Source organism: Sphingobium sp. DN12, from assembly GCF_051058005.1.
GTDB lineage: Bacteria > Pseudomonadota > Alphaproteobacteria > Sphingomonadales > Sphingomonadaceae > Sphingobium > Sphingobium yanoikuyae.
Window position 1 is genome coordinate 51,791 of sequence record NZ_CP173718.1, and the last position, 25,517, is coordinate 77,307.

27 protein-coding genes are annotated in these 25,517 nt (G+C 61.2%); 16 read left to right on the plus strand and 11 right to left on the minus strand.

Features of this window, described 5'->3' with window-relative positions:
* The first annotated feature begins 180 nt into the window (after window positions 1-180).
* The 6 genes from ACI6S0_RS23610 to ACI6S0_RS23635 all read left to right on the plus strand — a co-directional run bounded on the left by ACI6S0_RS23610 (window position 181) and on the right by ACI6S0_RS23635 (window position 4,599).
* Window positions 181-438: an EF-hand domain-containing protein gene (locus tag ACI6S0_RS23610; RefSeq protein ID WP_122129198.1), complete on the plus strand. Its 258-nt coding sequence runs from the start codon at window positions 181-183 to the stop codon at window positions 436-438.
* Between the two features lie 79 nt (window positions 439-517).
* On the plus strand, window positions 518-1,255 hold the full coding sequence (locus ACI6S0_RS23615) for a response regulator (protein WP_234791896.1): 738 nt from the start codon (window positions 518-520) through the stop codon (window positions 1,253-1,255).
* Window positions 1,249-2,586 carry an ATP-binding protein gene (locus ACI6S0_RS23620; protein WP_122129137.1) on the plus strand — a complete coding sequence of 446 codons (1,338 nt, stop codon included), beginning with the start codon at window positions 1,249-1,251 and terminating at the stop codon, window positions 2,584-2,586. The genes ACI6S0_RS23615 and ACI6S0_RS23620 overlap by 7 nt, the downstream gene beginning before the upstream one ends.
* 67 nt (window positions 2,587-2,653) lie before the next feature.
* Window positions 2,654-3,151: an RcnB family protein gene (locus ACI6S0_RS23625; protein ID WP_122129138.1), complete on the plus strand. Its 498-nt coding sequence runs from the start codon at window positions 2,654-2,656 to the stop codon at window positions 3,149-3,151.
* A gap of 349 nt (window positions 3,152-3,500) precedes the next feature.
* Window positions 3,501-4,265: an IS6-like element IS6100 family transposase gene (locus ACI6S0_RS23630; protein ID WP_001389365.1), complete on the plus strand. Its 765-nt coding sequence runs from the start codon at window positions 3,501-3,503 to the stop codon at window positions 4,263-4,265.
* A 67-nt stretch (window positions 4,266-4,332) separates the two neighbouring features.
* Window positions 4,333-4,599 carry a hypothetical protein gene (locus tag ACI6S0_RS23635; protein ID WP_163000182.1) on the plus strand — a complete coding sequence of 89 codons (267 nt, stop codon included), beginning with the start codon at window positions 4,333-4,335 and terminating at the stop codon, window positions 4,597-4,599.
* An 8-nt stretch (window positions 4,600-4,607) separates the two neighbouring features.
* On the opposite strand, the gene ACI6S0_RS23640 is transcribed toward ACI6S0_RS23635, so the two are convergent.
* From ACI6S0_RS23640 to phbB, 6 genes are all read right to left on the minus strand, one after another.
* A complete protein-coding gene (locus ACI6S0_RS23640; RefSeq protein ID WP_207080806.1) occupies window positions 4,608-5,735 on the minus strand; it encodes an ABC transporter permease in 1,128 nt (375 codons plus the stop codon).
* Window positions 5,736-5,737: 2 nt separating this feature from the next.
* On the minus strand, window positions 5,738-8,455 hold the full coding sequence (gene rbbA, locus ACI6S0_RS23645; protein ID WP_122129140.1) for a ribosome-associated ATPase/putative transporter RbbA: 2,718 nt from the start codon (window positions 8,453-8,455) through the stop codon (window positions 5,738-5,740).
* 28 nt (window positions 8,456-8,483) lie between these two features.
* Complete coding sequence (locus ACI6S0_RS23650) at window positions 8,484-9,560, minus strand: HlyD family secretion protein (RefSeq protein WP_122129141.1); 1,077 nt, start codon at window positions 9,558-9,560, stop codon at window positions 8,484-8,486.
* Entirely contained in the window at window positions 9,557-11,098 is a 1,542-nt protein-coding gene (locus ACI6S0_RS23655; protein ID WP_337587054.1) for an efflux transporter outer membrane subunit, read from the minus strand. Before ACI6S0_RS23655 ends, ACI6S0_RS23650 begins: the two co-directional genes overlap by 4 nt.
* A gap of 57 nt (window positions 11,099-11,155) precedes the next feature.
* Window positions 11,156-11,569, minus strand: coding sequence for a hypothetical protein (locus tag ACI6S0_RS23660; RefSeq protein WP_122129142.1), 414 nt, complete (start codon window positions 11,567-11,569; stop codon window positions 11,156-11,158).
* An 82-nt stretch (window positions 11,570-11,651) separates the two neighbouring features.
* Window positions 11,652-12,380 (minus strand): acetoacetyl-CoA reductase, encoded by a 729-nt coding sequence (gene phbB, locus ACI6S0_RS23665; RefSeq protein ID WP_122129143.1) that lies wholly within the window; start codon window positions 12,378-12,380, stop codon window positions 11,652-11,654.
* A 116-nt stretch (window positions 12,381-12,496) separates the two neighbouring features.
* On the opposite strand from phbB, the gene ACI6S0_RS23670 reads away from it, so the two are divergent.
* The 8 genes from ACI6S0_RS23670 to ACI6S0_RS23705 all read left to right on the plus strand — a co-directional run bounded on the left by ACI6S0_RS23670 (window position 12,497) and on the right by ACI6S0_RS23705 (window position 20,880).
* The gene (locus ACI6S0_RS23670; RefSeq protein WP_122129144.1) at window positions 12,497-13,282 is read left to right on the plus strand and encodes a TetR/AcrR family transcriptional regulator; all 786 of its coding nucleotides are present in this window, start codon (window positions 12,497-12,499) and stop codon (window positions 13,280-13,282) included.
* Window positions 13,272-15,023: a PHA/PHB synthase family protein gene (locus tag ACI6S0_RS23675; protein ID WP_122129145.1), complete on the plus strand. Its 1,752-nt coding sequence runs from the start codon at window positions 13,272-13,274 to the stop codon at window positions 15,021-15,023. Before ACI6S0_RS23670 ends, ACI6S0_RS23675 begins: the two co-directional genes overlap by 11 nt.
* A 2-nt stretch (window positions 15,024-15,025) precedes the next feature.
* Window positions 15,026-16,477 (plus strand): bifunctional enoyl-CoA hydratase/phosphate acetyltransferase, encoded by a 1,452-nt coding sequence (locus tag ACI6S0_RS23680; RefSeq protein WP_234831428.1) that lies wholly within the window; start codon window positions 15,026-15,028, stop codon window positions 16,475-16,477.
* A complete protein-coding gene (locus ACI6S0_RS23685; protein WP_122129146.1) occupies window positions 16,474-17,664 on the plus strand; it encodes an acetate/propionate family kinase in 1,191 nt (396 codons plus the stop codon). Before ACI6S0_RS23680 ends, ACI6S0_RS23685 begins: the two co-directional genes overlap by 4 nt.
* Complete coding sequence (gene fabI, locus ACI6S0_RS23690) at window positions 17,661-18,434, plus strand: enoyl-ACP reductase FabI (RefSeq protein ID WP_122129147.1); 774 nt, start codon at window positions 17,661-17,663, stop codon at window positions 18,432-18,434. Before ACI6S0_RS23685 ends, fabI begins: the two co-directional genes overlap by 4 nt.
* A gap of 56 nt (window positions 18,435-18,490) precedes the next feature.
* Window positions 18,491-19,618, plus strand: coding sequence for a phospholipase A (locus tag ACI6S0_RS23695; RefSeq protein WP_434406002.1), 1,128 nt, complete (start codon window positions 18,491-18,493; stop codon window positions 19,616-19,618).
* Between the two features lie 126 nt (window positions 19,619-19,744).
* A complete protein-coding gene (locus ACI6S0_RS23700) occupies window positions 19,745-20,020 on the plus strand; it encodes an HU family DNA-binding protein (protein ID WP_122129149.1) in 276 nt (91 codons plus the stop codon).
* Window positions 20,021-20,115: 95 nt separating this feature from the next.
* Complete coding sequence (locus ACI6S0_RS23705; RefSeq protein ID WP_001389365.1) at window positions 20,116-20,880, plus strand: IS6-like element IS6100 family transposase; 765 nt, start codon at window positions 20,116-20,118, stop codon at window positions 20,878-20,880.
* A gap of 123 nt (window positions 20,881-21,003) precedes the next feature.
* Here ACI6S0_RS23705 and ACI6S0_RS23710 read toward each other — a convergent pair whose 3' ends face one another.
* Together ACI6S0_RS23710 and ACI6S0_RS23715 are read right to left on the minus strand one after the other, a co-directional pair.
* Window positions 21,004-21,702, minus strand: a complete 699-nt coding sequence (locus ACI6S0_RS23710; protein ID WP_004213279.1) for a recombinase family protein — start codon at window positions 21,700-21,702, stop codon at window positions 21,004-21,006.
* Window positions 21,692-22,426, minus strand: a complete 735-nt coding sequence (locus tag ACI6S0_RS23715) for a sigma factor-like helix-turn-helix DNA-binding protein (RefSeq protein ID WP_006953917.1) — start codon at window positions 22,424-22,426, stop codon at window positions 21,692-21,694. The genes ACI6S0_RS23710 and ACI6S0_RS23715 overlap by 11 nt, the downstream gene beginning before the upstream one ends.
* Before the next feature lie 155 nt (window positions 22,427-22,581).
* Between ACI6S0_RS23715 and ACI6S0_RS23720 the strand changes: the two genes are divergently transcribed.
* On the plus strand, window positions 22,582-22,839 hold the full coding sequence (locus ACI6S0_RS23720; protein WP_122129173.1) for a helix-turn-helix domain-containing protein: 258 nt from the start codon (window positions 22,582-22,584) through the stop codon (window positions 22,837-22,839).
* A 32-nt stretch (window positions 22,840-22,871) separates the two neighbouring features.
* On the plus strand, window positions 22,872-23,132 hold the full coding sequence (locus tag ACI6S0_RS23725) for a hypothetical protein (RefSeq protein ID WP_234831432.1): 261 nt from the start codon (window positions 22,872-22,874) through the stop codon (window positions 23,130-23,132).
* 17 nt (window positions 23,133-23,149) lie between these two features.
* Here the strand turns inward: ACI6S0_RS23725 and ACI6S0_RS23730 are convergent, their stop codons facing one another.
* From ACI6S0_RS23730 to ACI6S0_RS23740, 3 genes are all read right to left on the minus strand, one after another.
* Window positions 23,150-23,389 carry a hypothetical protein gene (locus ACI6S0_RS23730; protein WP_122129174.1) on the minus strand — a complete coding sequence of 80 codons (240 nt, stop codon included), beginning with the start codon at window positions 23,387-23,389 and terminating at the stop codon, window positions 23,150-23,152.
* Between the two features lie 72 nt (window positions 23,390-23,461).
* Window positions 23,462-24,817, minus strand: a complete 1,356-nt coding sequence (locus ACI6S0_RS23735; RefSeq protein ID WP_122129175.1) for a hypothetical protein — start codon at window positions 24,815-24,817, stop codon at window positions 23,462-23,464.
* Window positions 24,814-25,392, minus strand: a complete 579-nt coding sequence (locus ACI6S0_RS23740) for a recombinase family protein (protein ID WP_122129176.1) — start codon at window positions 25,390-25,392, stop codon at window positions 24,814-24,816. The genes ACI6S0_RS23735 and ACI6S0_RS23740 overlap by 4 nt, the downstream gene beginning before the upstream one ends.
* Between the last annotated feature and the right edge of the window lie 125 nt (window positions 25,393-25,517).

The following is a 25,517-nucleotide window of genomic DNA, read 5'->3' on the forward strand; positions in this document are numbered from 1 at the left end:
AACATGTCGGGCATCCGCATGAACGGCCTTGCCGCAGAATGTATCGAATATTTGCAGCCCCCACCGCATCGCGCGCCGCTGTTACAAACTGTAACTTGTCTTCATCCAGCCATCGGACATGGCGCCTGTGGGGCCGCTATATGACCCATGCTCATTTCGGGCCTGACCAAGGAGAATGACATGAAATATCCGACGATCGCGCTGACGCTGGTGGCCTTGGCCGCAACCCAGGGCCCGACCGCCATGGCGCAGGATGCGTCCGCCAGGGCCAGGGACATCTTTGCCAAGGCGGATACAAATCAGGATGGCGCCCTGTCGCTGGAAGAATGGAAGGCCGCCGGCCGCCGCGAGCGTGGCTTCTCGATGATCGACGCCGACCGGGACGGTAAACTGACCCCGGAAGAATTGCGCGCTGCCGCTGCAAAATATGGCAAGTGATCGATCGTCCCCGGCCGCAGTGTGGCTGTTTCCGGGGACGCCCTGATCGCAGCCATATGCTGATGACGAAAGGAACGAGATGATGGCCCCGCCCCAGGCGTCCAATGGCATGGTCGCGATCGTCGAGGATGACCCCGGCATCCGCGACCTGGTAAAGCTGTTGCTGACCCGCGAGGGCTTCGACGTGCTGGCCTTTGAAGGCTCGGCCGGACTGGAGGCGGACGGCGTGCTGGAACGGCTCGATTGCCTGATCCTCGACCTGATGCTGCCGGGCGAGGACGGGCTGGAGATATGCCAGCGTCTGCGCGCGCGCTGGCCGCGCCTGCCGATCCTGATCGTCACTGCCAAGGATGATCCGATCGACCGGATCATCGGCCTGGAGATCGGCGCGGACGACTATCTGGCCAAGCCGTTCAACAAGCGCGAATTGCTGGCACGGCTACGGTCGATCATCCGGCGTACCCGAGACATCGCGACCGCCTCCGCCGAAGAAAGCGGCGACAATTTCCGCTTCGAAGGCTGGTTGCTGCGCCTTGGCGCCCGCGACCTCACCAACCCGGCAGGCGAACCGGTCGGCCTTACGACAAGCGAATTCGACCTGCTGCATGCGCTTGTCCTCCATCCCCGACGCATCCTCTCGCGCGAGTTGCTGATCGACTGGACGCGCGGCGGCCATGCCAGCCCGGTCGATCGCGTCATTGATGTGCAGATGAGCCGGTTGCGACGCAAACTGGGCGATGATCCACGCGAGCCGGCGATGATCCGCACGGTACGCGGCGATGGCTATCTGTTCGCGCCGGCGGTGACGCGATGCTGAAATTGCGTCCGCTGCGGCTGCGGGACCGCATCGGACTGATCGTCCTGTTGCATCTTCTGGCGATGATCGCGGTGATCCTTCTGTTCCTGCAGCAGACGGACATGCGCAAGATCGCACCGCTTTACCGGGTTCCCGTTCCGGAGAAGGTTGCCCTCATTGTAACGGCCTTCGAGCGGACGCCGCCCAACACCCATGCCGACCTTGTCCGCGCCTTTTCCGATGCGACCCTGCGCGTCACCCTGCTCAAGGCACTGCCAGCTGAAAATCCGGCATCGGCCACCCCGACGACCCTGGCCCGCTACCGGCAGGCCCTGGGCGGCCGCCCCTTCAGGATCGAGACACAGGGCGATATTGGCCCCGCCAATATCGACATGCGGCCAGCCGTCACCCTGAGCCCGGTGCGGGTATCGGTCGCATTGGCGGAGGGCAACGCCATCCGGGTCGAGCAGATGGTCGCCGCGCCCCTCACCAAGATCGTCAACAATCTGATGCTCTTCCTGCTCACGGTGGCGATCGTGGACATCGTCGTCATCCTCTGGCTCGCCTCGCAGACCACGCGCCCGGTCGGGCGGTTGGCTCGCGCAGTGCGCGACGACCGGCTCGACCAGTTGAAGCCGGGAGGACCACGGGAAATCATCGAACTGGGCGAAAGCTTCAGCCAGTTGCGCCAGCACCTGCGCGCGCTGCTCGACGAGCGAACCCGCATGCTCGCCGCCATCGCTCATGATTATCGCACCTATCTGACCCGGATGGATCTGCGCAGCGAGTTTATCGAGGATGAGGATCAGCGCCTGCTGGCGCAACAGGATATCGAGGAAATGCGTGCCCTGCTGAGCGACACCCTGACCTTCGCGCGCGAGTCCGCCGCGACCGATCTGGACATGGCGGTCTGTGATGTTCGCGCCGAATTGGCGCTCGTCGCTGCAGAACGGTCCCAGCGCGACCAGCTGATCGACATCGCACCCTTGCCGCACCCGCTCCATGCCCATGTTTCCCACATCTCGTTGCAGCGCATGCTGGCCAACCTGCTCGATAATGCGGTCCGCTATGGTGGTGGCCTGGCACGCATTCGGGTGGAGAGCGACGCGTCCCATATCCGTATCCTGGTCGAGGATGATGGTCCCGGCGTACCGCACGGCAGCTTGCAGCGCCTGACCGAACCGTTTGAACGGGTCGAGAGTTCACGGGCCAGGCAGACCGGCGGCGTCGGTCTGGGCCTGTCGATCGTGCAGGCACTGACCCAGCGCTATCGTGGTGACCTCATGCTGGAGAATCGTCGCGAGGGTGGGTTTCGCGCGATATTGTCGCTCCGCAGGGCCGACACGGATTGATACACAAGCCCCGATCAGTTGATGCAGAATGGCGCGATAACGGGCTCCCATCACATGGAGTTCGATCATGTTCCATTCATCCCGCCGCCTTGTTATCACCCTGCCCAAATTCCGCATAGGTTCCGTCCAGGCGAGCACCGGCCTTCTTCTCCTCATCGCCATCACCACGGCAACGGGCACGCCGGTCAAAGCACAGGCCGTGCGTCATACGACCATCATCTCTGCGCCAAGGATGGTGCAAAACCGCACGGTCGTGGTCGACCGTGGACGCCCTGGCTGGTGGCGCGGCCATCCCGCCTTCGCTTATTATCATGGCCCCCGCCATGGCTATTATTTCGCGCCTGGCTTTGGCTATTATCCCGTGGCTCCACGCTATGTGAACGTTGTCTGGCGGGTGGGCGGCACCTTGCCTGTCTCGATGCGCAACTATGTGGTCCTCAATCCCGCCGGCTTCGGCCTTGCCGTGGCGCCGGCCGGACATGTCTGGTGCTATGCGGGCACCAATTTCGTGCTGATCGCGCGGACATCCGGCGTCATCGTCCAATCCGTGGCCGGGGGGTGGTGACGGCCTAATCTTGGGCGGGCGACCGGATACATATCGCCAGATCCGAACCCTATCAGCCCCTCACCCATCGATCCCGGCCTCTGTCATTTTTTGCTGCCAGCCCGGCTTTTCAAGATCCATCAGCAGACGCTCCCACATCAGTGGTCAGCTCGTATCGAGAGAGAAAAGCAGCGACACTGCCCCTTAGGCATCATGCGGCGCACCCTAGAATTTTGCGTCTCGACAACAATGACATGACCGTTCATGCGGTTTGGCGGGGATGAAATTTTGGCGCCACATAAGCGCTACGGCTCTGTTGCAAAAATCGTGAAGCTTGAGCATGCTTGGCGGAGATTGGACGGACGGAACGATGACGGATTTCAAGTGGCGCCATTTCCAGGGTGATGTGATCCTGTGGGCGGTGCGCTGGTATTGTCGCTATCCGATCAGCTATCGCGACCTTGAGGAAATGCTGGCGGAACGCGGCATTTCGGTCGACCATACGACGATCTATCGCTGGGTCCAGTGCTACGCCCCGGAGATGGAGAAGCGGCTGCGCTGGTTCTGGCGGCGTGGCTTTGATCCGAGCTGGCGCCTGGATGAAACCTACGTCAAGGTGCGGGGCAAGTGGACCTACCTGTACCGGGCAGTCGACAAGCGGGGCGACACGATCGATTTCTACCTGTCGCCGACCCGCAGCGCCAAGGCAGCGAAGCGGTTCCTGGGCAAGGCCCTGCGAGGCCTGAAGCACTGGGAAAAGCCTGCCACGCTCAATACCGACAAAGCGCCGAGCTATGGTGCAGCGATCACCGAATTGAAGCGCGAAGGAAAGCTGGACCGGGAGACGGCCCACCGGCAGGTGAAGTATCTCAATAACGTGATCGAGGCCGATCACGGAAAGCTCAAGATACTGATCAAGCCGGTGCGCGGTTTCAAATCGATCCCCACGGCCTATGCCACGATCAAGGGATTCGAAGTCATGCGAGCCCTGCGCAAAGGACAGGCTCGCCCCTGGTGCCTGCAGCCCGGCATCAGGGGCGAGGTGCGCCTTGTGGAGAGAGCTTTTGGCATTGGGCCCTCGGCGCTGACGGAGGCCATGGGCATGCTCAACCACCATTTCGCAGCAGCCGCCTGATCGGCGCAGAGCGACAGCCTACCTCTGACTGCCGCCAATCTTTGCAACAGAGCCCTTCGCGGCCGGTTTGGAGGAAAGTGCGCTTCCCGGCATCACCCGCATCAAGGAATTGCTCGCGCAGAGCGAACGACCAGTGGGCGGCTTCGGTTTTCACCTCGTGCTGCAGGACAAGACCGGGCGCGGGCTCGACGTGCCGGAAACACTCGACACGCTGCGCCGCTGGCGTGACGCCGGCGGCACGCATGCCAGCGTCGGCACGATGTATCGGGGCTATACAACCGCCGATGCGCATGTCGATTTCCTGACGGACGTGAAGCAGCGGCTGGATGTCTAGCTGCTGCTTCAGGCCATCGATGCGATGGTCTTGCGGAAACGCCTCAACGCGATAACGAAAAATACGGTGCCGATCGCGGTGACCGCCAGCATTTGCGGCCATACGACATCGATGCCTGCGCCACGGAACAGGATGGCCTGCCCCAGTTGCACGAAGTGCGTCGTCGGCGCGACGAGCATGACGTTCTGAACGAATTCGGGCATGCTCTCGCGCGGGGTCGTACCGCCCGAGAGCATCTGGAGCGGCAACAGTACCAGAACCGACAGCATGCCGAATTGCGGCATGTTCCGGGCGATCGTCGCCATGAATATGCCGAGTGATGTCGTCGCGAACAGAACCAGCGCAGCGCTCGCAAAGAAGAGCAGCTGAGAGCCGGCCACCGGCACGCCCAGTGCGCCCCTGACGACCAGTTGAAGTGATATGAAAGCGGCCAGCAACACAACCAGCCCCATCGACCATACCTTGCTGAGCATGATCTCAAACGGCGTCACGGGCATGACCAGCAAATGCTCGATCGTGCCATGCTCCCGTTCGCGGATCAGTGCTGCACCCGTCAGGATGATCGACAGCATCGCAATGTGGTTGATGATCTGGGACAGCGCGCCGAACCAGCTTTTATCCAGCGTGGGATTGAAGCGGGCACGCAGTTCCAGACGTACCGGCAAAGAACTTTCTCCGCGATACCGCGTCCTGAATTCTTCAACCTCGCTCAACACGATCTGCTGGATATAACCGCTGCCGGAAAAGGCCTGCGTCATCCGCGTGGCGTCCGTGTTCAACTGTATTTCGGCCGATCGCCCCGCCAGGACGTCGCGCTGGAAGCCCGATGGAATGTGCAGCACGAAAGTGTAGACGCCCGCGTCCATGCCGGGGTCGATCTGTGCTGGCGCGATCATGACAGGCTTTACGAACTGCGGCGGGTAAAAGGCCGAAGCGATCCGCTGGGAGAGCGGCGAACTGTCCTCATCCACGATAGCGATCGATGCCCTGTGCAGGCTTTCGGGAGAGGCTGTAGCGGCCGAATAGACTGCGAAAGTGAACATGAAGATGATAAGGAACAGCATGGTAGGATCCCGCCACAGGCTCCACAGCTCCTTGACGCCCAGCCGATAGATATTCGCGAACTTCCGGCGCATGATCAACGCTCCTGCTTTGCAAGGAGCATAGTAGCCACGCCGATGATCAAAGGCCCGGTAATCAGCAATGGCCAAAAGGCTCCGAGCAAGTCGGCGAAACCCAACGCCTTGTTGAAAATACCTCGACTGATCGTGAACATGTGACCCGAGGGATATATTTCGCCGATGATCCGAGCCCCGCCTTCGAGCGAGGATACGGGATCAAGCATGCCACCATAGGTAATGGTCGGAATCAGCGTACCCATCATGGCAAGGAACATCGCTGCGATCTGGCTTTGCGTAACCGCCGACGCCAACAGCCCCATGCCCGTCGATATCACGCAGAATAGCAATGCCGCCGTGACAAGCGCCATCACGTTACCGGTCGGCGGCACGTTGAACAGGAAGATCGCCATAAGGAACATGACCGCAAAATTGATCATGGCGAGCGCGATATAGGGGAGCTGCTTCCCAAGCAGGAATTCCGATCGCGTCACTGGCGTGACATACAGATTGATGATGGAACCGGTCTCTTTCTCTCGCACCACCGCCAAAGCCGTCAGCATGGCCGGCAGCATCAGCAGCAATAGCGGAATGACGACCGGTACCATCGCAGGCAGGCTGGTGACGTTGGGATTGTAACGAAAGCGATTTTCAACCGATACGGATCCAGCTGTCCCGGAAATGCCGGCCATACGCATCTGGTCGGCCAGCCAGTGCTGGTGCATGCCCTGGATATACCCCTGCACCGTTTCCGCGCGTTGCGGCATCGCGCCATCGAACCATGCACCGATGGCAACATCCTGGCCGCGTTGCACATCGCGGCCAAAATTGGGTGGTATCTCTATGGCCAGCGCCAGTTCGCCATTCTTCATCCGCCGATCGAGGTCGTCATAGTCTGTAATCGGACGTCGTTGGGTGAAATAGGGTGATCCGGAAATGTCGAGCTGGTAGCGCTCGCTCACACTGCTCTGATCCCGGTCGAGCACGGCATAGCGCAGGTCGTTGACGTCCAGCGTTATTCCGAAGCCCATCACCAGCATCAATATGACCGTGCCGCCCAGCGCCAATGTGCCCCGCACGGGATCACGCTGAAGTTCGAGCACCTCACGCCAGACATAGCTCAACATGCGCTGGAGACTGAAACTTTGCTTCACGGGAAGCGGCTCATGGACGACCCGGGCTTGATCCGGCGTCACCTCTTCCGCTTCGACCTCGCTCTCGCCCGTTGCCTCGATCAGATAGCCGATAAACGCTTCTTCGAGTGTCTTTGCGCCCCGCTTTTCCACAAGCTTCGCCGGAACGTCGCTGTCCAGCACCTTGCCCGCATGCATCATCGACATGCGATCGCACCGTTCCGCTTCATTCATGAAGTGGGTGGAAATGAAGATCGTCACCTTGTCGCGCCGCGACAGTTCGGCGAGCAGCCTCCAGAACGCATCGCGTGCAACAGGATCGACGCCGGAGGTGGGCTCGTCGAGGATCAGCAACTCGGGTTTGTGAACCATCGCGACGGCCAGGGAAAGGCGCTGACGGATACCGAGCGGCAAGCGCTCGGGCAGATCGTCCATCACAGGCTCCAGCCCGAACCGCGCCGCCATCTCTTCGACCCGGCCCGGTATTTCGTCGGCAGCCACATGGAACAGCCGGGCATGCAGCTCAAGATTCTGCCGGACCGACAGCTCGCTGTAGAGCGAGAAGGCCTGGCTCATATAGCCAACCCTGCCGCGCGTCGCCATGTCACGCGGATCAACCACGTTGCCGAACAGCCAGGCCTGCCCGTCGCTGGCTGGCAACAAGCCCGTCAGCATCTTCATCGTCGTCGACTTGCCGCAACCGTTGGAGCCAAGGAAGCCGAATATCTCGCCCCGCCGGATGCGGAAGCTGACATGATCGACCGCGACAAAGTCGCCGAAGCGCATCGACAGATTCTGGGCTTCGATGGCGATGTCATTCTCGTCAACGTCGAGCGGCGGAATGATCACCGGCTTGTGCCCGCGCTTCTTTTCCTCGGGCAACAACTCAGCAAACGCCGCCTCAAGATTGTCGGAGCCCGTACGTTCAAGGATTTCGGCGGGTGTGCCGGTGGCCAGCACTGCACCATCGTCCATCGCGACGAGCCAGTCGAAACGCTGCGCCTCGTCCATATAGGCGGTCGCCACGATCACGCTCATGCCGGGGCGCTGCTTGCGGATACGGGCGATCAGGTCCCAGAACTGCGCGCGCGCCAGCGGGTCGACACCGGTGGTCGGCTCGTCAAGGATCAACAGGTCTGGGTCGTGGATCAGCGCACAGCAAAGCCCCAGTTTCTGCTTCATCCCGCCTGACAGCTTGCCCGCCGGGCGGGACAGGAAGGAATACAGGCCGGTGCTCCGGGTAAGATCGTCGATGCGTCGCCGGCGTTCCTCTGCGCTGTGGCCAAAGAGGCGCGCGAAGAACTGCAGATTCTCTTCTACCGACAGCGTGGGGTAGAGGTTCTTGCCCAGCCCCTGCGGCATATAGGCGATGCGCGGGCAGACGGCATCCCGATGGTCGCTGTCGGCAATGTTGCCGCCCAGAACCTCGACCGTCCCCTCCTGCACTGCGCGCGCGCCGGCGATCAGCGCGAACAGGCTGGACTTGCCCACACCATCGGGGCCGATGACGCCGATCATTCGGCCGGCTTCTATATCCAGGTCGATCCCGCGCAGCGCTTCCGCCTTGCCATAGCGCAGGCGCACCTGTGCAAGGCGAACGACCATCGGGCGTTCCGCAGACAAGGCCACTGGCCTATTCCTTCACAAGATTGGAAAGACTGGCTGGCCAGGGCGTGTTGGGATCGACACGGACATAGGCCATGCCTGGCAACCCGGTCTTCACCTGCGCGATGTGACGGCGCAGAAGCGCGGGATCGATTTTTGCGCGCACCCGGAACATCAGCTTCTGGCGCTCGCTCTCCGTTTCCACCGACTTGGGCGTGAACTGCGCAACGTCGGCGACGAAACTGATCTTCGCCGGAATGACATATTGTGGAGCGGCATCGAGCACGAGACGAACCTCGCTACCGATGCCGACACGCCCGGCGGTCGTTTCCGGCAGGAAGAAGGTCATATACACATCCGACAGGTCGACCAGGTTCATCACGCGTCCGCCGCCGGCCACAACCTCGCCCGGCTGCGCCACGCGATACTGGATCCGGCCACCGCGCGGCGCGCGCAGATCGGCATCGTTGATGTCTGCCTTTATCCGCACGATCGTCGCGCGCGCCGCATCGACGTTGGAGCGCGCGCCGATCACCTGACTGCGCGACGCAGCGATTCCGGCCTGCGTCGATGCCAGTTGCGCTTTGGCCGCCTCGACGGTTGCCGCCGCCCCTTCGACGGCCGCCTGATTGTCGTCGCGCTCCTGCGCCGGCGTTGCGCCCTCACGCGCCAGCGTTTCGGACCGGGCAAGGCGCTTACGCGCGGCATTGAGCTCTGCTTCCCGCTGGCGGACTGTCGCCACCGCGGCTGCATGCTCGCTTTGCCGCTGGCCGACCTGCGTTTCGGCGATCTGGACATTGTTCAGGGCCTGCGCCAGTTGCGCCTGCGCTTCGGACAACTGCGCATTCAGCGTCTCGACATCCATATGCGCCACCACGTCGCCCGCATTGACCAGTTCGCCCTCGTCCTTGACGATATCGCGAATGCGGCCCGGGCTTTTGGCGGCAATGTCGATCTCCAGCGCCTCGATCCGCCCGTTCCCGCCGACGATGCCTTCCGGCAGCGCCGACGGCTTCAGCAGCGACCAGAGCAGAAGCCCTATTGCGGCCACGGCTGCCACGATCCCTCCCCTGATAAGCCAGGTCTTCTTCGTCGGCTGCGTCATGGATTGGATCCCCCATCAGTGTTGCCCTGAGGGCCGTTGTCAAAAGTCTGGTCAGCGACAAAACCGCCGCCCAGCGCTGAATAGAGCGCGACGATACTCGCCAGTTCGGCGCGCCGAAGCCGGACGAGCGCCTGTTCCGCGTCGAACAGATCGCGCTGCGCGTCCAGAACCTCCAGATAGGCCGATCGCCCATTGTCAAAGCGGAGCAGCGCGAGCCGCGCGCGTTCGCGTTGCGCATCGAGCATCGTGCGTGTCGTACCGATCTGAAGCTGCAACTGCCGACGCTGCACCAGCGCGTCGGAAACGTCACGAAACGCAGCCTGCACCGTACGCTCATACTCGGCGACGGCGCGTTCTTCCCGCGCCTTCGCCACGTCCAGATTGCCCTTCAGTCGACCGGCATTGAAGAGCGGCAGGGCTATGGTCGGTGCAAAGGTCCACGCCTTGCTTCCGGCTGAAAACAGTCCGTCCAGTTCGTCGCTCATGGTGCCATAGGCACCCGTCAGACTGATGTTGGGCAAAAAGGCAGCACGGGCAGCGCCGATATTGGCGTTGGCCGCGCGCAATTGATACTCGGCGGCAACAATGTCCGGACGATTGGTCAGCAGATCCGAAGGCAACCCGGCCGGCAGGACCATGTTTTCTGGCACGTCCGCAAGGGAAAGTCTGCCCGGCGAAATGTCCACCGGCCGTCCTACCAACAGCGCCAGGGCATTGCGATTGACGACGCGATCCTGCTCCAGCCCCTGCAACGTTGCCTGCGCCTGTGCCAGCAGGATCTGTGCCTGCATCATGTCCAGCTTTGAACCGGAACCAACGTCAAAGCGTCGGCGCATGATGCGCAGGGACTCTTCGCGTGTTCCGATGGAATCCTTTGCGAGCGCGACACGTTCCTCATATTCGCGCTCGAGCAGATAGCCATTGGCCACCTGCGCGATCAGACTGGTAGCAACACCCCTGCGGGCTTCTTCCGTGGCAAGATATTGCCACCGCGCGGCATCGCGCAGATTCCGCAGACGCCCCCAAAAGTCGATTTCCCAGCTGGCGCTCAACTGCGCGCTGATCTGTTTCACATCGACCGGTGTGGCCCCGACCGTCGGCAGGTTGAACAGCGTACGTCCCCGCGTGCCCGTTCCCACAGCATCGAGTTGAGGATACAGGGACGCCCCCTCGATACGCCAGGCCGCGCGTGCCTCCGCCACCCGCGTAGCCGCAATGCGGACATCACGATTGTTCGCAAGCGCTTCCTCGATCAGATGCTGGAGCTCGGCATGGCGAAAAAAATCACGCCAGCCCAAATATGCGATCGCCCTGCCGGGTACGGTCTCCGCATTATAGACAGCAGGGACCGGCTGGGCCGGTCGCACATGGTCCGGCGCGAATGAACATCCCGAAAGAAAGCCGAAAACAGCAAGCGCGCAGGCGGCCCGTGACGCTTGCCACCCTCTTCGGGCCTCCCCTGTTCCAAAACCAAATTTGTGCCGCACATCGTCCCTTTCTGACGCCACGATCAAGTTCCAGCCAGCCTGCACACGCACCTCCTAGCCCTCATGAAATATGGAAGGAGAGGTCCATGACTCTGACTCAAGCAATCATCAGGACGCCGGCTTTTTCTCGGCTTTGCCTTTCTCGCCTGCGGCAGCACCGGGCCACAACTTCGACAAGGATGATGTCCATGTCTCAAAGGCTGCAGCGAGCTGTTGACGGCCGGCGTCGGCCTCAAAGCAATGGCCGACGTCCGCCTGCCACGCTTTGAAGGCTGCCCTGGTTTCTTCCATGGTCGCTTGCCGGTTTTGTTCGATTTCCTGCCATATCTCCGAGAATCCGGAGAAGTTCGGCGCATGCACAGGTTGCGCCTGTTCGCCGTTCTTGGGCGACAGGATCGCAAGCGTATGCGTCGCGATGCTCGCCTGGCGTTCGCCCGCATGCCGCATGATCTCGGCATATTTCAAAAGCAGGTCCCGGTTCGCACCGGCAACAGTCGTCCATTGATCGAAGGGATAGCTCATCTGAAAAATCCTTTCAGGTCAGTTCAAGGTTACGTGGAGACGCGGGGATTGATGCCCCCGTAAGGTAGGTGAAAGCGCAGCATCACCCATTGGCAATATATTGCCCACCGTTCACGGTAAGGACCGATCCGGTGCAAAAACTGGCCATTGGAGAAACCAACCAGGTCACAGCAGAGGCGATTTCATCGGGCGCCCCAAGGCGACCCACCGGAATCGTGGACACGATCTTCGCTTTGACCTCATCCGGAACCATAGCGACCATATCAGTGTCGATATAACCGGGGCACACTGCGTTGACCGTGATGCCGCGTGCGGCGTTTTCCTGCGCCAGCGCCTTGGTGAAGCCGATCACGCCAGCCTTCGCGGAAGAGTAGTTGACCTGCCCGACCTGCCCCTTTTGGCCATTGATCGACGAAATATTGATGACGCGGCCGGAACGCCGCTCGCGCATGCCCTCGATCACAGGCCGCGTCATCGCAAACATGGAATCGAGATTGGTGGACAGTACGGCCCGCCAATCCTCCCACTTCATCTTGTGAAACATCACGTCGCGTGTGATTCCTGCATTATTCACAAGAACGGAAACAGGGCCGAGTTCCTGTTCAACCCGCGCAGTGCCCTCGAGGCAGGCCGCCTCGTCCGAAACATCCCATTTGAATATCGGCACAGCATTTTCCCGAGCAAAGCGCTCAGCCGCCACATCGTTGCCGTGATAGATGGCTGCGACCTGATATCCTTCTTTTTTCAAGGCCTTCGTGACCGCGGCACCTATGCCGCGTGTCCCGCCTGTTACGATCGCGATTCCAGTCATCGAGAACTCAGCTCCTTTGTCGCTCGGATGATCGCCTTTCACTCTTTCCATCGGCACGCAGGAATCAGTATGTATACGTATAAGTGTATATATCGCTTCAGGTCATATTCCAGCCTATGATTCTGCATTCGCGCACCGAGGAAAAAGAAATGGGCAAAGCCATACCGGGACAGCCCCAGATACCCGCACCGCACTCGAGAATTGGCCGGCCGCCCGGCTCCATCACCACATTGCTGGGCACCCATATTCTGGAGGTCGCGACCCAGCAGTTTTTCCTGCGCGGCTACGAAGCAACGAGCATGGATGCCGTGGCTGCGGCGGCGCAGGTCAGCAAACGTACGCTCTATCAGCGCTTCGGGTCGAAGCGCGGCTTGCTCTTGGCCATTCGCGAACAGGAAAGAGGCTATTTTGCGGCTCTTGTGGACACGCCACTGCCGCAAGGGAATGTTCGAAGAAAGATGGCCTTCCTTGCCAACATTCTTGTCGAGGCGACCACCACACCAAGAGCGCTGGCATTCATGGGGCTCAGGGAGGAACTGCGTCGCCTGGAACCCGATCTGGAAGACGGGACATATCAGCGCGTAATCGACCACTGGGTCAGCGCGTTTCAAAACATTTTACGGAGCGACCCTGGGGTGTCGGAAGCGACGCCGGAGCAAATCGACTTCGTTGCCGGCTTCCTGTTTGACGCGCTTGTAACGATCCCCCAGCGACGCATCCTGCGGCAGGGCGGCCTGTCGAACACAGCCGAGGAAAAGACGGCGTTCATTGACGCTACGCTGGATCTGCTCGCCAGCGGTGTGCCTGCCCTTCGCGCCTCATCCGAAGATGATCCCGCAACACTTCTTGGCGCACGGCAGCAACGGACGATGATCTATGGGGAGGTGCCACATGCCCGCTGAGCAAGAGCGCCCCGATCCGCTGGACAGTATTTGCGATGTGCTGGACAGAGCCGCCGCGTCGGCCGTCGCTCAGGCGACTTTCGGCCTTTCACCCTCGACACTTGCGCTCGCCGCCTCTGACTGGGCGATGCATCTTGCCCGTTCTCCGGGGAAGCAGCTTCAACTCGGCGCGAAACTGTCCCGCAAATATCTTCGCATGCTGGATTTCGTCGCGCGCAGCGCCAAGGATCCCGATGCCGCTCCGGCCATCGAACCGCTGCCGCAGGATCGGCGATTTGCGGATGCCGCCTGGAAACAGCCACCGTTCAATCTGCTCGCCCAGTCCTTCCTTCTCAATCAGCAATGGTGGCACGCCGCGACCACCGGGATCGGCGGGGTCAGCAGGCATCATGAAGACATTATGGAGTTCACGGCACGCCAGATGCTCGACATGTTTGCGCCGACAAACTTCATCGCCACGAACCCGGTGGTACAACAAAGAATAGTGGAAACCGGCGGCCAGTGCCTGGCCGACGGCATGCGTCATTTCTTTGAGGATGTGCAACGCACGGCGCGCGGAGAGCGCCCGGTCGGCACGGAGGATTTTGTCGTCGGCGAGAATGTCGCCACGGCAAGGGGCAAGGTCGTCTTCCGCAACCGGCTCATGGAACTCATCCAGTATGAACCGACCACAGAGACGGTCCGGCCAGAGCCGGTTTTGATCGTGCCCGCCTGGATCATGAAATACTACATCCTGGATCTGTCGCCCGGAAACTCGCTGGTTCGATGGCTGACGGGGCAAGGCTACACTGTCTTCATGATCTCGTGGCACAATCCCGGCACGCAGGATCGCGACCTCGACCTTGATGATTATCGCCGCCTCGGGCCGATCGCCGCGCTGGATGCGATCACGGCGATCACCGGCAGCGCAAAGGTCCATGCTGCCGGTTATTGCCTTGGCGGCACGCTCCTGTCGATCACCGCGGCGGCAATGGCCCGCGATGGCGACACCCGCCTGGCAAGCATGACACTCCTCGCCGCGCAGACCGAATTCAGCGAGCCGGGCGAACTCGGGCTCTTCATCGACGAGGCGCAACTCAACATCCTGGAAAACATGATGTGGAGCCACGGCTTCCTCGACAGCAGCCAGATGGGCGGCGCGTTTCAGCTGCTGCGTTCCAACGACCTTCTCTGGTCACACGTCCTTCAGACATATCTGCTGGGCGAGCGTGAGCCGATGATCGACCTGATGGCGTGGAATGCGGATGGCACCCGGATGCCTTACGCCATGCACAGCGAATATCTCAGCCGCCTGTTCCTCAATGACGACTTGGCCGAGGGCAAGTATGAAGTCGATGGCCGCACGATCGCGCTGGCGGCGATCCGTGCACCGCTCTTCGTTGTCGGCACAGAACGCGATCACGTGGCGCCATGGAAGTCGGTGCATAAGATCCACATGCTCACCGGCGCGGAAACAACCTTCGTCCTGACGAGCGGCGGCCACAATGCCGGTATCGTATCCGAGCCCGGCCGCAAGAACCGGCACTTTCAGGTGCTGACGCGCGAGATGGACGGTCCACCGCTCGACCCGACGGCATGGCGGGAGCGCGCACCCCGACAGGAGGGGTCGTGGTGGACGGCGTGGGGCGAATGGCTCGGCACACGTTCCGGCGCATCCGTACCCCCGCCATCCATGGGCGCAGCGGACAAGGGTTATCCGACGCTCGGCGACGCGCCGGGCAGCTATGTTCTGGAGAAGTAGCCTTGGACGATACCGACACGATCGAGAACCGAACCTATGGCGAGATCGCGATAGGCGATACGGCGAGTGTGACCCGCACGCTGTCAAAGAAGGACATTCAGGTATTTGCGCTGGCCTCCGGCGACGTGAACCCTGCGCATCTTGATCCTGAATTCGCCGAAGGGGATTTCTTTCGCCGGGTCATTGCGCACGGCATGTGGGGCGGCGGCCTGATTTCCGCTGTTCTGGGCACGGAACTGCCTGGCCCCGGCACGATCTACCTCAGCCAGTCTCTCCGTTTCAAACGGCCGGTTGGCATAGGGGATGTCATAACCGCGTCGGTGACCGTCAGGGAAAAGCACGACGACAGACATATCATCCTGCTCGACTGCCGTTGCGAAAACCAGCATGGCGAAACGGTTATCGCGGGCGAAGCAGAAGTCATAGCGCCGACCGAGAAAATCCGTCGCCCGCGTGTCGCGCTTCCCGATATCCGCCTGTCCGATCATGACGGCTATCATCGCCTGATAGAAGCTGTTGCCGGCAATCCGGCACTGACGGCCGTGGCCCATCCCTGTTCGGCGGCGGCGCTCGCAGCAGCGGTGGAGGCCGCCGAAGCGGGCCTGATCAATCCTATTCTTGTCGGCCCCGAAGCGCGCATTCGCGCTGCGGCAAAGGAAGCGGGCAAGGATATTTCCGCATACCGGCTGGTGGCCACCGCCCATAGCCATGACTCCGCTGCAAAGGCGGTCGGGTTGATCCATTCGGGTGAAGCCGTCCTGCTGATGAAGGGGTCGCTCCACACCGACGAACTGATGAGCGCGGTCGTATCGCGTGCCAACGGACTTCGTACCGAACGCCGTATCAGTCACGCCTATGTCATGGATGTGCCGGGGCATCCGGAACCGCTCATCATCACCGACGCGGCCATCAACATCGCGCCGAATCTGGAGGAAAAGGCGGATATCATCCGCAACGCCATCGACCTTGCCCATGTCCTTGGTCGCAAGGAACCAAAGGTCGCGATCCTGTCGGCAGTAGAGACCGTCAACCCCGCCATGCCGACGACCCTCGATGCGGCGGCTCTTTGTAAAATGGCTGACCGCGGCCAGATCACGGGCGGGCTGCTCGATGGGCCGCTCGCGTTCGACAATGCCGTCAGCGAAGCGGCCGCAAAGGAAAAGGGCATCGTTTCGCGCGTCGCCGGGAAAGCCGATATCCTTGTCGTGCCAGACCTTGAGGCGGGCAACATGCTGGCCAAGCAGCTGACCTTTCTGGGCGGCGCGGATGCTGCGGGCGTGGTATTGGGTGCCCGCGTACCCATCATCCTCACCAGCCGGGCGGACAGTCTGCGCACGCGGCTTGCCTCCTGCGCCGTGGCGGTACTGCTCTCACGCGCAGCGACAAAGGCGGCGCCGGGATTGCCCGGCACCGAAGAGACAACCGAAGCACAGTCCGGAGCGGCACCCGCATGAAGGCGATTGTCAGCCTCAACGCTGGCTCCTCCAGCATCAAATTCGCCCTCTTCACGCTCGATGACGACCGCACGCCCACTCTCTCGGCAGGCGGCAAGATCGAACGCATCGGTATTTCCCCGCGCCTGACGATCCGTGATGCTGCAGGAGCATTGCTGCAGGAGCATGACTGGCGGGATGAAGCCGCGCTGACGCATGCCGACCTCCTCGCCTGGCTCTTTGCCTGGGCTACAGAGCATCTCGACGGACGCGAGGTGATCGCCATCGGCCATCGCGTCGTTCATGGCGGCACAGACTTCTCACGACCGTGCCTGATTGACGATGCGGTGCTGGATGAGCTGGAAAGCCTCAGTGCGCTCGCCCCGCTCCATCAACCGCATAACCTTGGAGCGATCCGCGCCATTGCCGCCATCGCGCCCGAACTGCCACAGGTGGCCTGCTTTGACACCGCATTCCACCATGACCGCCCGCCGCTGGCCACGCGCTTTGCCCTACCGCGAGCGCTGCACGATCAGGGGATCAGGCGCTATGGGTTTCACGGCCTTTCCTACGAATATATCGCGCATCAACTGCGCAAAATCGACCCGGCCATGGCGCGCGGGCGCGTGGTCGTGGCGCATCTGGGCAATGGCGCATCGATGTGCGCCATGGCGGACGGAAAAAGCGTCGACACAACGATGGGTTTCACCGCGCTCGACGGACTGATGATGGGAACACGCTGCGGTGCGCTCGACCCCGGCGTTGTACTGCATCTCCAGACGCAGATGGGCATGGGCGCTTCGGAGGTGGAGTCCATGCTCTACAGCAAGTCGGGTCTGCTCGGCGTTTCCGGCATTTCCAGTGACATGCGGGAACTTGCAGCGAGCGACCGTGCCGAGGCTGCGGATGCAATAGAGTTGTTCGTCTGGCGTGCCGCACGAGAGGTCGCCGCCCTGACGGCCTCCCTTGGCGGCCTGGATGGCATCGTGTTTACGGCCGGTATCGGCGAGCATCAGGCCGACATACGCAGCCGTATCTGCCAGCGGCTCGAATGGCTTGGTATCCAGATCAACGAAATCGCCAACGCGGCCGGCGCTCCGGCCATCAGTTTCGATGACAGCGTTGTAAAGGTCCGCGTCATCCCTACCGACGAGGAGCATATGATCTGCCTTCACACTCTTTCCGTTCTCTTTGGAGTGCAGCCGTGAACCCCATCATCGACCTTCGCGGAAAACGCGGCCTCGTCATTGGCATCGCCAACGAACATTCCATCGCCTCCGGCTGTGCCGAAGCGTTTGCACGCGGCGGTGCGCGGCTTGCCGCCACCTATGTGAACGGCAAGGCGCAGGATTGGGTTCAACCGGTGACGGACAGGCTGGGCGTCGAATGGACCGCGCCCTGCGATGTACGCGAACCGGGCCAGATGGAGGCACTTTTTGCGGAAGTTGAAAAACGCTGGGGTGGTCTGGACTTCCTGCTGCACTCGATCGCCTTCGCACCCAAGGATGACCTGCATGGCCGGGTGATCGACAGTTCGGCAGACGGCTTCGCCATGGCGATGGATGTATCCTGCCACAGCTTTCTGCGTATGGCGAAGCTGGCAGAGCCGTTGATGACGGACGGGGGCTGCCTGCTCTGCGTGACCTTTTACGGCTCCGAACGTGTGGTGGAGCATTATAATATGATGGGTCCGGTCAAGGCCGCGCTGGAAAGCGCAACGCGCTACATGGCTGCAGAACTCGGACCAAAGGGTATTCGTGCGCACGCCATATCGCCCGGCCCGATTTCGACGCGCGCGGCCAGCGGGATCGACCGCTTCGACGAACTGCTGGACCGCGCGGCGGCACAGGTTCCACAGGGGCAACTGGTGGATATCGCTGACGTCGGCGCGCTCGCGGCCTTCCTTGTCAGCGACGCCGCAAAGCGGATCACGGGCACCGTGATCCCGGTCGACAACGGACAGCATCTTCACGCATGACACGCGCATCGATCCTTTCGGCGGTTTCCGCCGCCCTCCTCATCGCGACGCCTGCTATGGCTCAGGATGGCATCGAGATTTTGATCAGCCGCGCCGCGCTTCGCGAAGCTGGCGGAAATGTCGAGGTCGACGTTCGGCTGCTGAACGCTTCAGACACCCAAAAAACTGTCGTTCTGCCTGATCGCGTCGCCGCCACGCTCACCGCAGACGACGTTGCGCATGCGGTCTGGCTGGAGCGCGCCTCGTCTACGCCTGCCTCCTTGGAGCTTGCACCTGGCAGCTTCGCCAAGGCGGCATACCGGCTCGCTTCGTCCAGTGCCGGCGAAATATTGTCGGTTCCCGCGTGGAACGATCAAAGGATCGCGCTCGAAGTCGCTCCGCCTTCCACGCAGGCAACGGCACAGGTGGCGGCGCAGGCGCCCCCCCTGCCCGCGCCACCGCCAGCAGACCGGACAGTCGGCAACGCCTTCCTCGAAAATTTGTCGGCCTATGAACCGATCTACGCCGTGTACGGTCCGGGCACGAACAGCGAAGCGCGCATCCAGCTGAGCTTCAAATATCAACTCTTCGGCAGCCGCGCCCGCGAAGAAGATCATGCATCCCTTCGGGACGGCCTCTACTTCGCATACACGCAGCGTATGTTCTGGGATCTGGGTGCGGAATCATCGCCCTTCCGCAACATCGACTACCAGCCCGAGCTTTTCTATCTGTCGGAGCCTGTCGCGATCGCGGGCAAGGCGACGGTAAGCGGGCAAATCGGCCTGCGCCATGAATCCAACGGCCGGGACGGCGATGCCTCGCGCAGTATCAACAGCATCTATGTCGCGCCCATGGCGGCTTTCCCGCTGAGCGGTGGCTGGCGCCTGACCGTGGCGCCACGTGCGTGGCTCTTTGTCGGCGACCGCTCCGACAATCCCGACATTCGCAGATACAGGGGCAATGGCAGCCTCTTTATGGAGGTTGGAGAGGATAATGGACTGCGCCTCTCCACCTCCACCCGTTTCAACCTGTCGACAGGCAAGGGCGCAGTCTCGGCGGACATGTCCTATCCCCTGCGACGGATATTGGGTGGCGGTCCCGACTTCTATCTCTTTGGCCAAAGCTTCTACGGCTATGGCGAGAACCTGCTCGATTATGACCGCCGCACGACCCGGTTCCGCATCGGGCTGGCCGTTGTGCGGTGAGGCGCCGAACATGACGAACCATTCCATTTATTCGGCAAATGCGGGCTTGATGCGCGCATTGCCCATGGCGTCGCCATGCGCAGGTGACTATGGGCAACACACCAACAACGAGCGGAAAGGATTCCCGTGAACAATAATGACCTGGCCGACAAGATCGCCAGCCAGACCGGCAGCACCAAGGCTGACGCCCGCGCTGTCGTCGATCTCGTCTTCGCGTCGATCGCCGATGCGGCCGCCAGCGGCGAAGAGATCAGCCTCAACGGCTTCGGCAAGTTCAAGGTGAAGGACAGCCCGGCACGCGAAGGCCGCAACCCGTCCACGGGCGAAACGATCCAGATCGCAGCGTCGAAGAAGCTGGGCTTTGCGCCCGCCAAGGCGCTCAAGGACAAGCTGAACGGCTAATTGTCCCGCTGCCAGTCAACTGGGCATCCATCAGGGCTCTGTTGCAAAAATCGTGAAGCTTGAGCATGCTTGGCGGAGATTGGACGGACGGAACGATGACGGATTTCAAGTGGCGCCATTTCCAGGGTGATGTGATCCTGTGGGCGGTGCGCTGGTATTGTCGCTATCCGATCAGCTATCGCGACCTTGAGGAAATGCTGGCGGAACGCGGCATTTCGGTCGACCATACGACGATCTATCGCTGGGTCCAGTGCTACGCCCCGGAGATGGAGAAGCGGCTGCGCTGGTTCTGGCGGCGTGGCTTTGATCCGAGCTGGCGCCTGGATGAAACCTACGTCAAGGTGCGGGGCAAGTGGACCTACCTGTACCGGGCAGTCGACAAGCGGGGCGACACGATCGATTTCTACCTGTCGCCGACCCGCAGCGCCAAGGCAGCGAAGCGGTTCCTGGGCAAGGCCCTGCGAGGCCTGAAGCACTGGGAAAAGCCTGCCACGCTCAATACCGACAAAGCGCCGAGCTATGGTGCAGCGATCACCGAATTGAAGCGCGAAGGAAAGCTGGACCGGGAGACGGCCCACCGGCAGGTGAAGTATCTCAATAACGTGATCGAGGCCGATCACGGAAAGCTCAAGATACTGATCAAGCCGGTGCGCGGTTTCAAATCGATCCCCACGGCCTATGCCACGATCAAGGGATTCGAAGTCATGCGAGCCCTGCGCAAAGGACAGGCTCGCCCCTGGTGCCTGCAGCCCGGCATCAGGGGCGAGGTGCGCCTTGTGGAGAGAGCTTTTGGCATTGGGCCCTCGGCGCTGACGGAGGCCATGGGCATGCTCAACCACCATTTCGCAGCAGCCGCCTGATCGGCGCAGAGCGACAGCCTACCTCTGACTGCCGCCAATCTTTGCAACAGAGCCGTCCGTTGACGCGGGCAGGGGACTGCCGGTGGCAGCTGCCACCGGCTTGAAGCCGAACAGAAAGGGCAATCAGCGGTTCCGCTCACGATGATTTCGCTGAGGGCTGGGTTCTTGCACCTGGGCGGCACGATGGGCCGCCCACACCCGCTTGACGGTGCTGCGGTCGCAATCGGCCAGCTCTGCCGTTTTGGCAATGCTCTTGCCCGCTTCGCGCAATGCCACAATGCGGGCGTGCGTTGCCCGATCGCCTTTGCGCCCTCCGCTGCGCCCTGCGGCCTTTGCCAAGGCGATACCTTGGCGCTGTCGCTCGCGGCGATCGGTGTAATCGTCGTGAGCCATCTGCAGGGCGATCTTCAAGAGCATCGCCTGAACAGATTCGAGCACGATGCGGGCGATGCCCTCGGCGTCGGCCGCGAGGTCGGACAGGTCCACGACGCCGGGAATGGCAAGTCGCGCGCCTCGCGCACGAATTGTCTCAACCAGCTGCTCGGCCTCGGCCAAGGGAAGACGACTAATCCGGTCAATCTTCTCGGCAATCACCACTTCACCGGGTTGAAGATCGGCAATCATGCGCAGCAACTCGGGGCGGTCGGCACGGGCACCCGATGCCTTCTCCCGATAGACTGCCGCGACATAATAGCCCGCTGCCTTCGCCTCGGCTACGATGGCATCCTGTCGGCGTAAGTCCTGTGCATCGGTGCTGACGCGCAAATAAACGCGGCCGATCTGCGGCGCGAAGGCGGGGGACGGCTCAATATCAGTGGCCATCGTTTGTTGAAGCTTCCTTGCCTAGCTGGGGACCATCCGGGGGCGAGGCCAGCATGTTGGATATGCTGGCTTCTGCGCTCGCGATCGCATCGCGGATTTCATCGGCCTGTTCGCGCAGCGCCGCCAATTGGCGGTCGCGCGGCAAAATTGCCCTCAGCCAATTAGCGCGCTGCTCGATTTGAGCGATCTGTTCGGCAAAAAACTGAGCGTCGGATCTCATCCGATCAAGCTCAGCCTGCGCCACGCGTAGTTTGCGGTTCCAAGCGGAATCGCGCGCCTTCGCTCGCCTGACCTCGTCCCGGTCTTGCTTGGCTTTGCGCTTCCGCTCCTGATCTAGCGCCTTTTGCAAGGCATCGCGTTTCCTGATCCGCTCGGCCTCAGCCGCTTCATCACGCCTGCGCGCGATCAAAGCATCCAGCGCCGAACGATCGTGAATGTCTATGTTGTTGCAGACCCATCTGATCCTTCGGAATGCCTTGTCCTCGATTTGGCCGATGCGGCTTGGCGACACACCGACGATCTTTGCAGTCGCGGCAAGAGTGAGCGCGGGAGAGGGGCCAAGCCCGATCCGCAAGCGGACAACCTGTTGCTCATGCGGTTCCAGCATCGCGATCAACCGCTCGACGGTCCGATGGTCGGTGATCGGCCTCTCTACATCGCGCTTTGCAAGCCGAGCTGCGAACAGCTCCATGGCCGATTTCATCGCGTCGTCCTGACCGTCCATGCAGGGTTTGAACCTCGCTCGTCCAAATATGGCGCACAATCTATACCATCTGCGCTAGGCGCGAAAGCCATGGCGCAAATAGCTGCTTGAGCAACCCTATTGCGCCATGCTGCCCGTGCCGACATTCTGCGCCTAGCCAGAAGGACGCGAACACGATGCCAACCATATACCTGAAACGAACATCGCCGTTGATGACCCAGGTCGGGGCCAACATCGCTCGCGAACTAAAGAAGCTAGGCATAACTCAAGGGGAGTTGTCCGAACGCTCGGGCGTTGCGGCGTCGCACATTTCATACATGGTTCGCGGACAAGGCAATCCAACGCTTGCTACCTTGGAGAGCCTTGCCGATGTTTTCAGATTATCGGTTGTCGAATTATTGGCAGCGGATACCACTTCCGACGATAAGTCCTGAAAGGCAGTCGCTTTATTTGATTGGAACAATCTATGTCCAGTAACCCGCCCCACGAATTTGACCATCTGCTACAAGATGCGCCGCTGGTCCGGGCAATGGGGGGAGCACTCTCGATGTTTGCCACGCTGCTTGCGCGCCAAGGCATTGTCGAGATGGGAGAGGTCGCAAACTTGCTCGGCATCTATGCGGTCGCGACAAGCGAAGTCGATAATGAAGAGGGCATGATTTTGGGATGCTGGGCAGCCATGATCCGCGACGTAGCGGAGCAACAGCGCAAAGCGGCTCGCGGCTAACCCTGGCGCGTATGGCGCTAGCCGTGCGTCGCCTCGATCTGCTGGGCCAGCTCGGCCAGGTGATCGGAATCAAGTAGATCCTCTGCGGCAACATCGACCGCGAAAAACTCGCGTTCGCTGGGAGGCGCACGATCGGCAGCGAAAGCGGCCAGATAGGGGCGCGCCTCGTCCGTGGCGATCCAGCGCCAGAAAGCATTGCCTTGGCCGAATAAACCGCTCGCGAACATATCGAGCCGTGCTTGTGCGAAGTCGTTCAATTTGCGCCTCCTGGCCTCAGTGCATTATTGGGACACAGATATACGGTAGTAGGTCGCACTGTCTCAAAGCCCCTATTTCCTGAGCTTTTCGACCCCGAGTTCCCGCCAGATCCAGGAAAAATCGTAGGTTGCCATAGGATCCGCTTCATCGGGGTGATTAGCCGACCGATTTTCGATAAATTTGAGCCACTCTACGATCTTCTTGCGCCCGCCGGCGGTCGTTGCTGCCTCGCGCGGCGTGAGATCACCGAGCATTCCGACAGGCTGATCAAGCGTTTCGCGGTAGTGCCGGTCCATCATCTTGTGGATCAGCTCCTCAGCCGCTTCTGGCGGAATATCGAGTTCCGGTGAAGGCGGACTGTGATGGTCGCGCATTGCTTGTTCGATAGTTTCGATTTCGGTCAATGGCTTGCCTACAGCGGCGCCCAGCAATTCGGATAGCGCCGCTGTTCCGATCTTTGCCCGATTGGCCGAGTTGACCGAAAGAACGACAGACTTCCCCTTGATTTCGATGCTGCCAAACACGGTCCGGCCATCGTCTGTGCTTGTTCCGAAGGCAAGCTTTCCGGGGCCTTTTGCACGCGGTATCGTGTCTGTTGACGGCTTCAACCAGTTCCAAAACTGATCGTTGGCGCGGTGCAGTTCGGGGTGCACGTCAAGCAGCGCAGCGACGGTTTCAGCAGAAGTCCCGCGTTTGAACGGAAACCGCACATTGTGGAACACCAGCTCATCGCCATCGGTATTCTGTACAATGGGGGTTTGAAGCCCCAATGCTTTGGGCAGGATATCGAACAGCCATGCCGTCGTGAACAGGTGCGCGATGCTGGCAAGTGTATCGACTTCGATATCGATTTTGGTCGATTTTCGGCGCTTTCCGCTCGCGATCCTCAAACCCTCGATCAGCGTTTCTGCAGCCTCGGGAGTGAATGGCAGGATGACGCCGGACAGCACATGGCCATTGCGTTCGGGCACGACCCTGACAGCGATCCGGTCCCATTGCCGCAGCGTGCGCGATCCAGACTTTTCCCTGATGCGAATGGGCTCACCACCGCGAACCAGATCGCGGACGAAGAATCCCTCGCCCGGCGTCACGTCGCTGACTTCGTACAAACTCATTGCTGAATCCCGAAGGGTGCGCAGATAAGCCTTTGTGCGCGCCGCTTCATTCCATCCACGCCGCTTCAGATACTCATCGACCAGATTTTCGCCGTCGGGTTCGAACCGGCGCGTCATAAGGTCTTCGAGCGCGCAGCCAAACAGCACCCCGGCATAGTGTTCGCTGACAATGTCGCCGATTTCATCGAATTCGAGGTTGAACTCCTCCATTGCGGCACCGACGTGATCGGAGAGCGCATCGTGCAGGGCCTCGCCCCAGTCTTCGTGGGTTGCGAATTTGATGATGCGCGAGAGATCGTGGCCGACTTTCATACAGTCCCTTCAAGGAAAGCGCGCCGCTCGGCGACGATCCGCGACACCGTGGGCTGGCTGACGCCGAAGATGCGTGCCATTTCAGCAGCGGACTTACGGCCCGAAGTCACACTCTCGGCGATCTCGGCCCGTTGCTTGGCATTGAGCTTTGGTCGGCGGCCACCAACGCGACCCTCGGATCGCGCCTGATCGAGACCTGCCTTGGTCCGCTCGCGGATCATAGCGCGTTCGAACTCGGCGAAGCTGCCGACCATTTGCATCATCATCCGTCCCGCCGGCGTCGTGGTGTCGATATTTTCGGTCAGTGACCGAAAGCCCGCGTCTGTCGTCTCTATCCGGTCGAGCAGATGCAGCAGATCCTTTAGTGACCGCGACAGGCGGTCCAGCTTCCAGACGACAACAACATCCCCCTCGCGCAGCTGGTCGAGCATTCGCTGCAATTCAGGCCGATCCCAGCGGCCGCCACTGGCCGCCTCTTCGAACACGCGCTCGCACCCAGCTTCCTTCAGAGCGCGCAGTTGCAAGGCCGTGCTCTGATCATCGCCTTTTGAGATGCGAGCATAGCCGATCAGCATTTTGACCTCATTCGCAAACGGTCGTATCCGGAGGGGGCGAAACGCCAACGGTTCTCCGCAGGCTTTTGCCTTTCACAATCCTCTTTCATTAAGGGGACGTAAGGCAAGAGGTTTTTGGAGGAAAA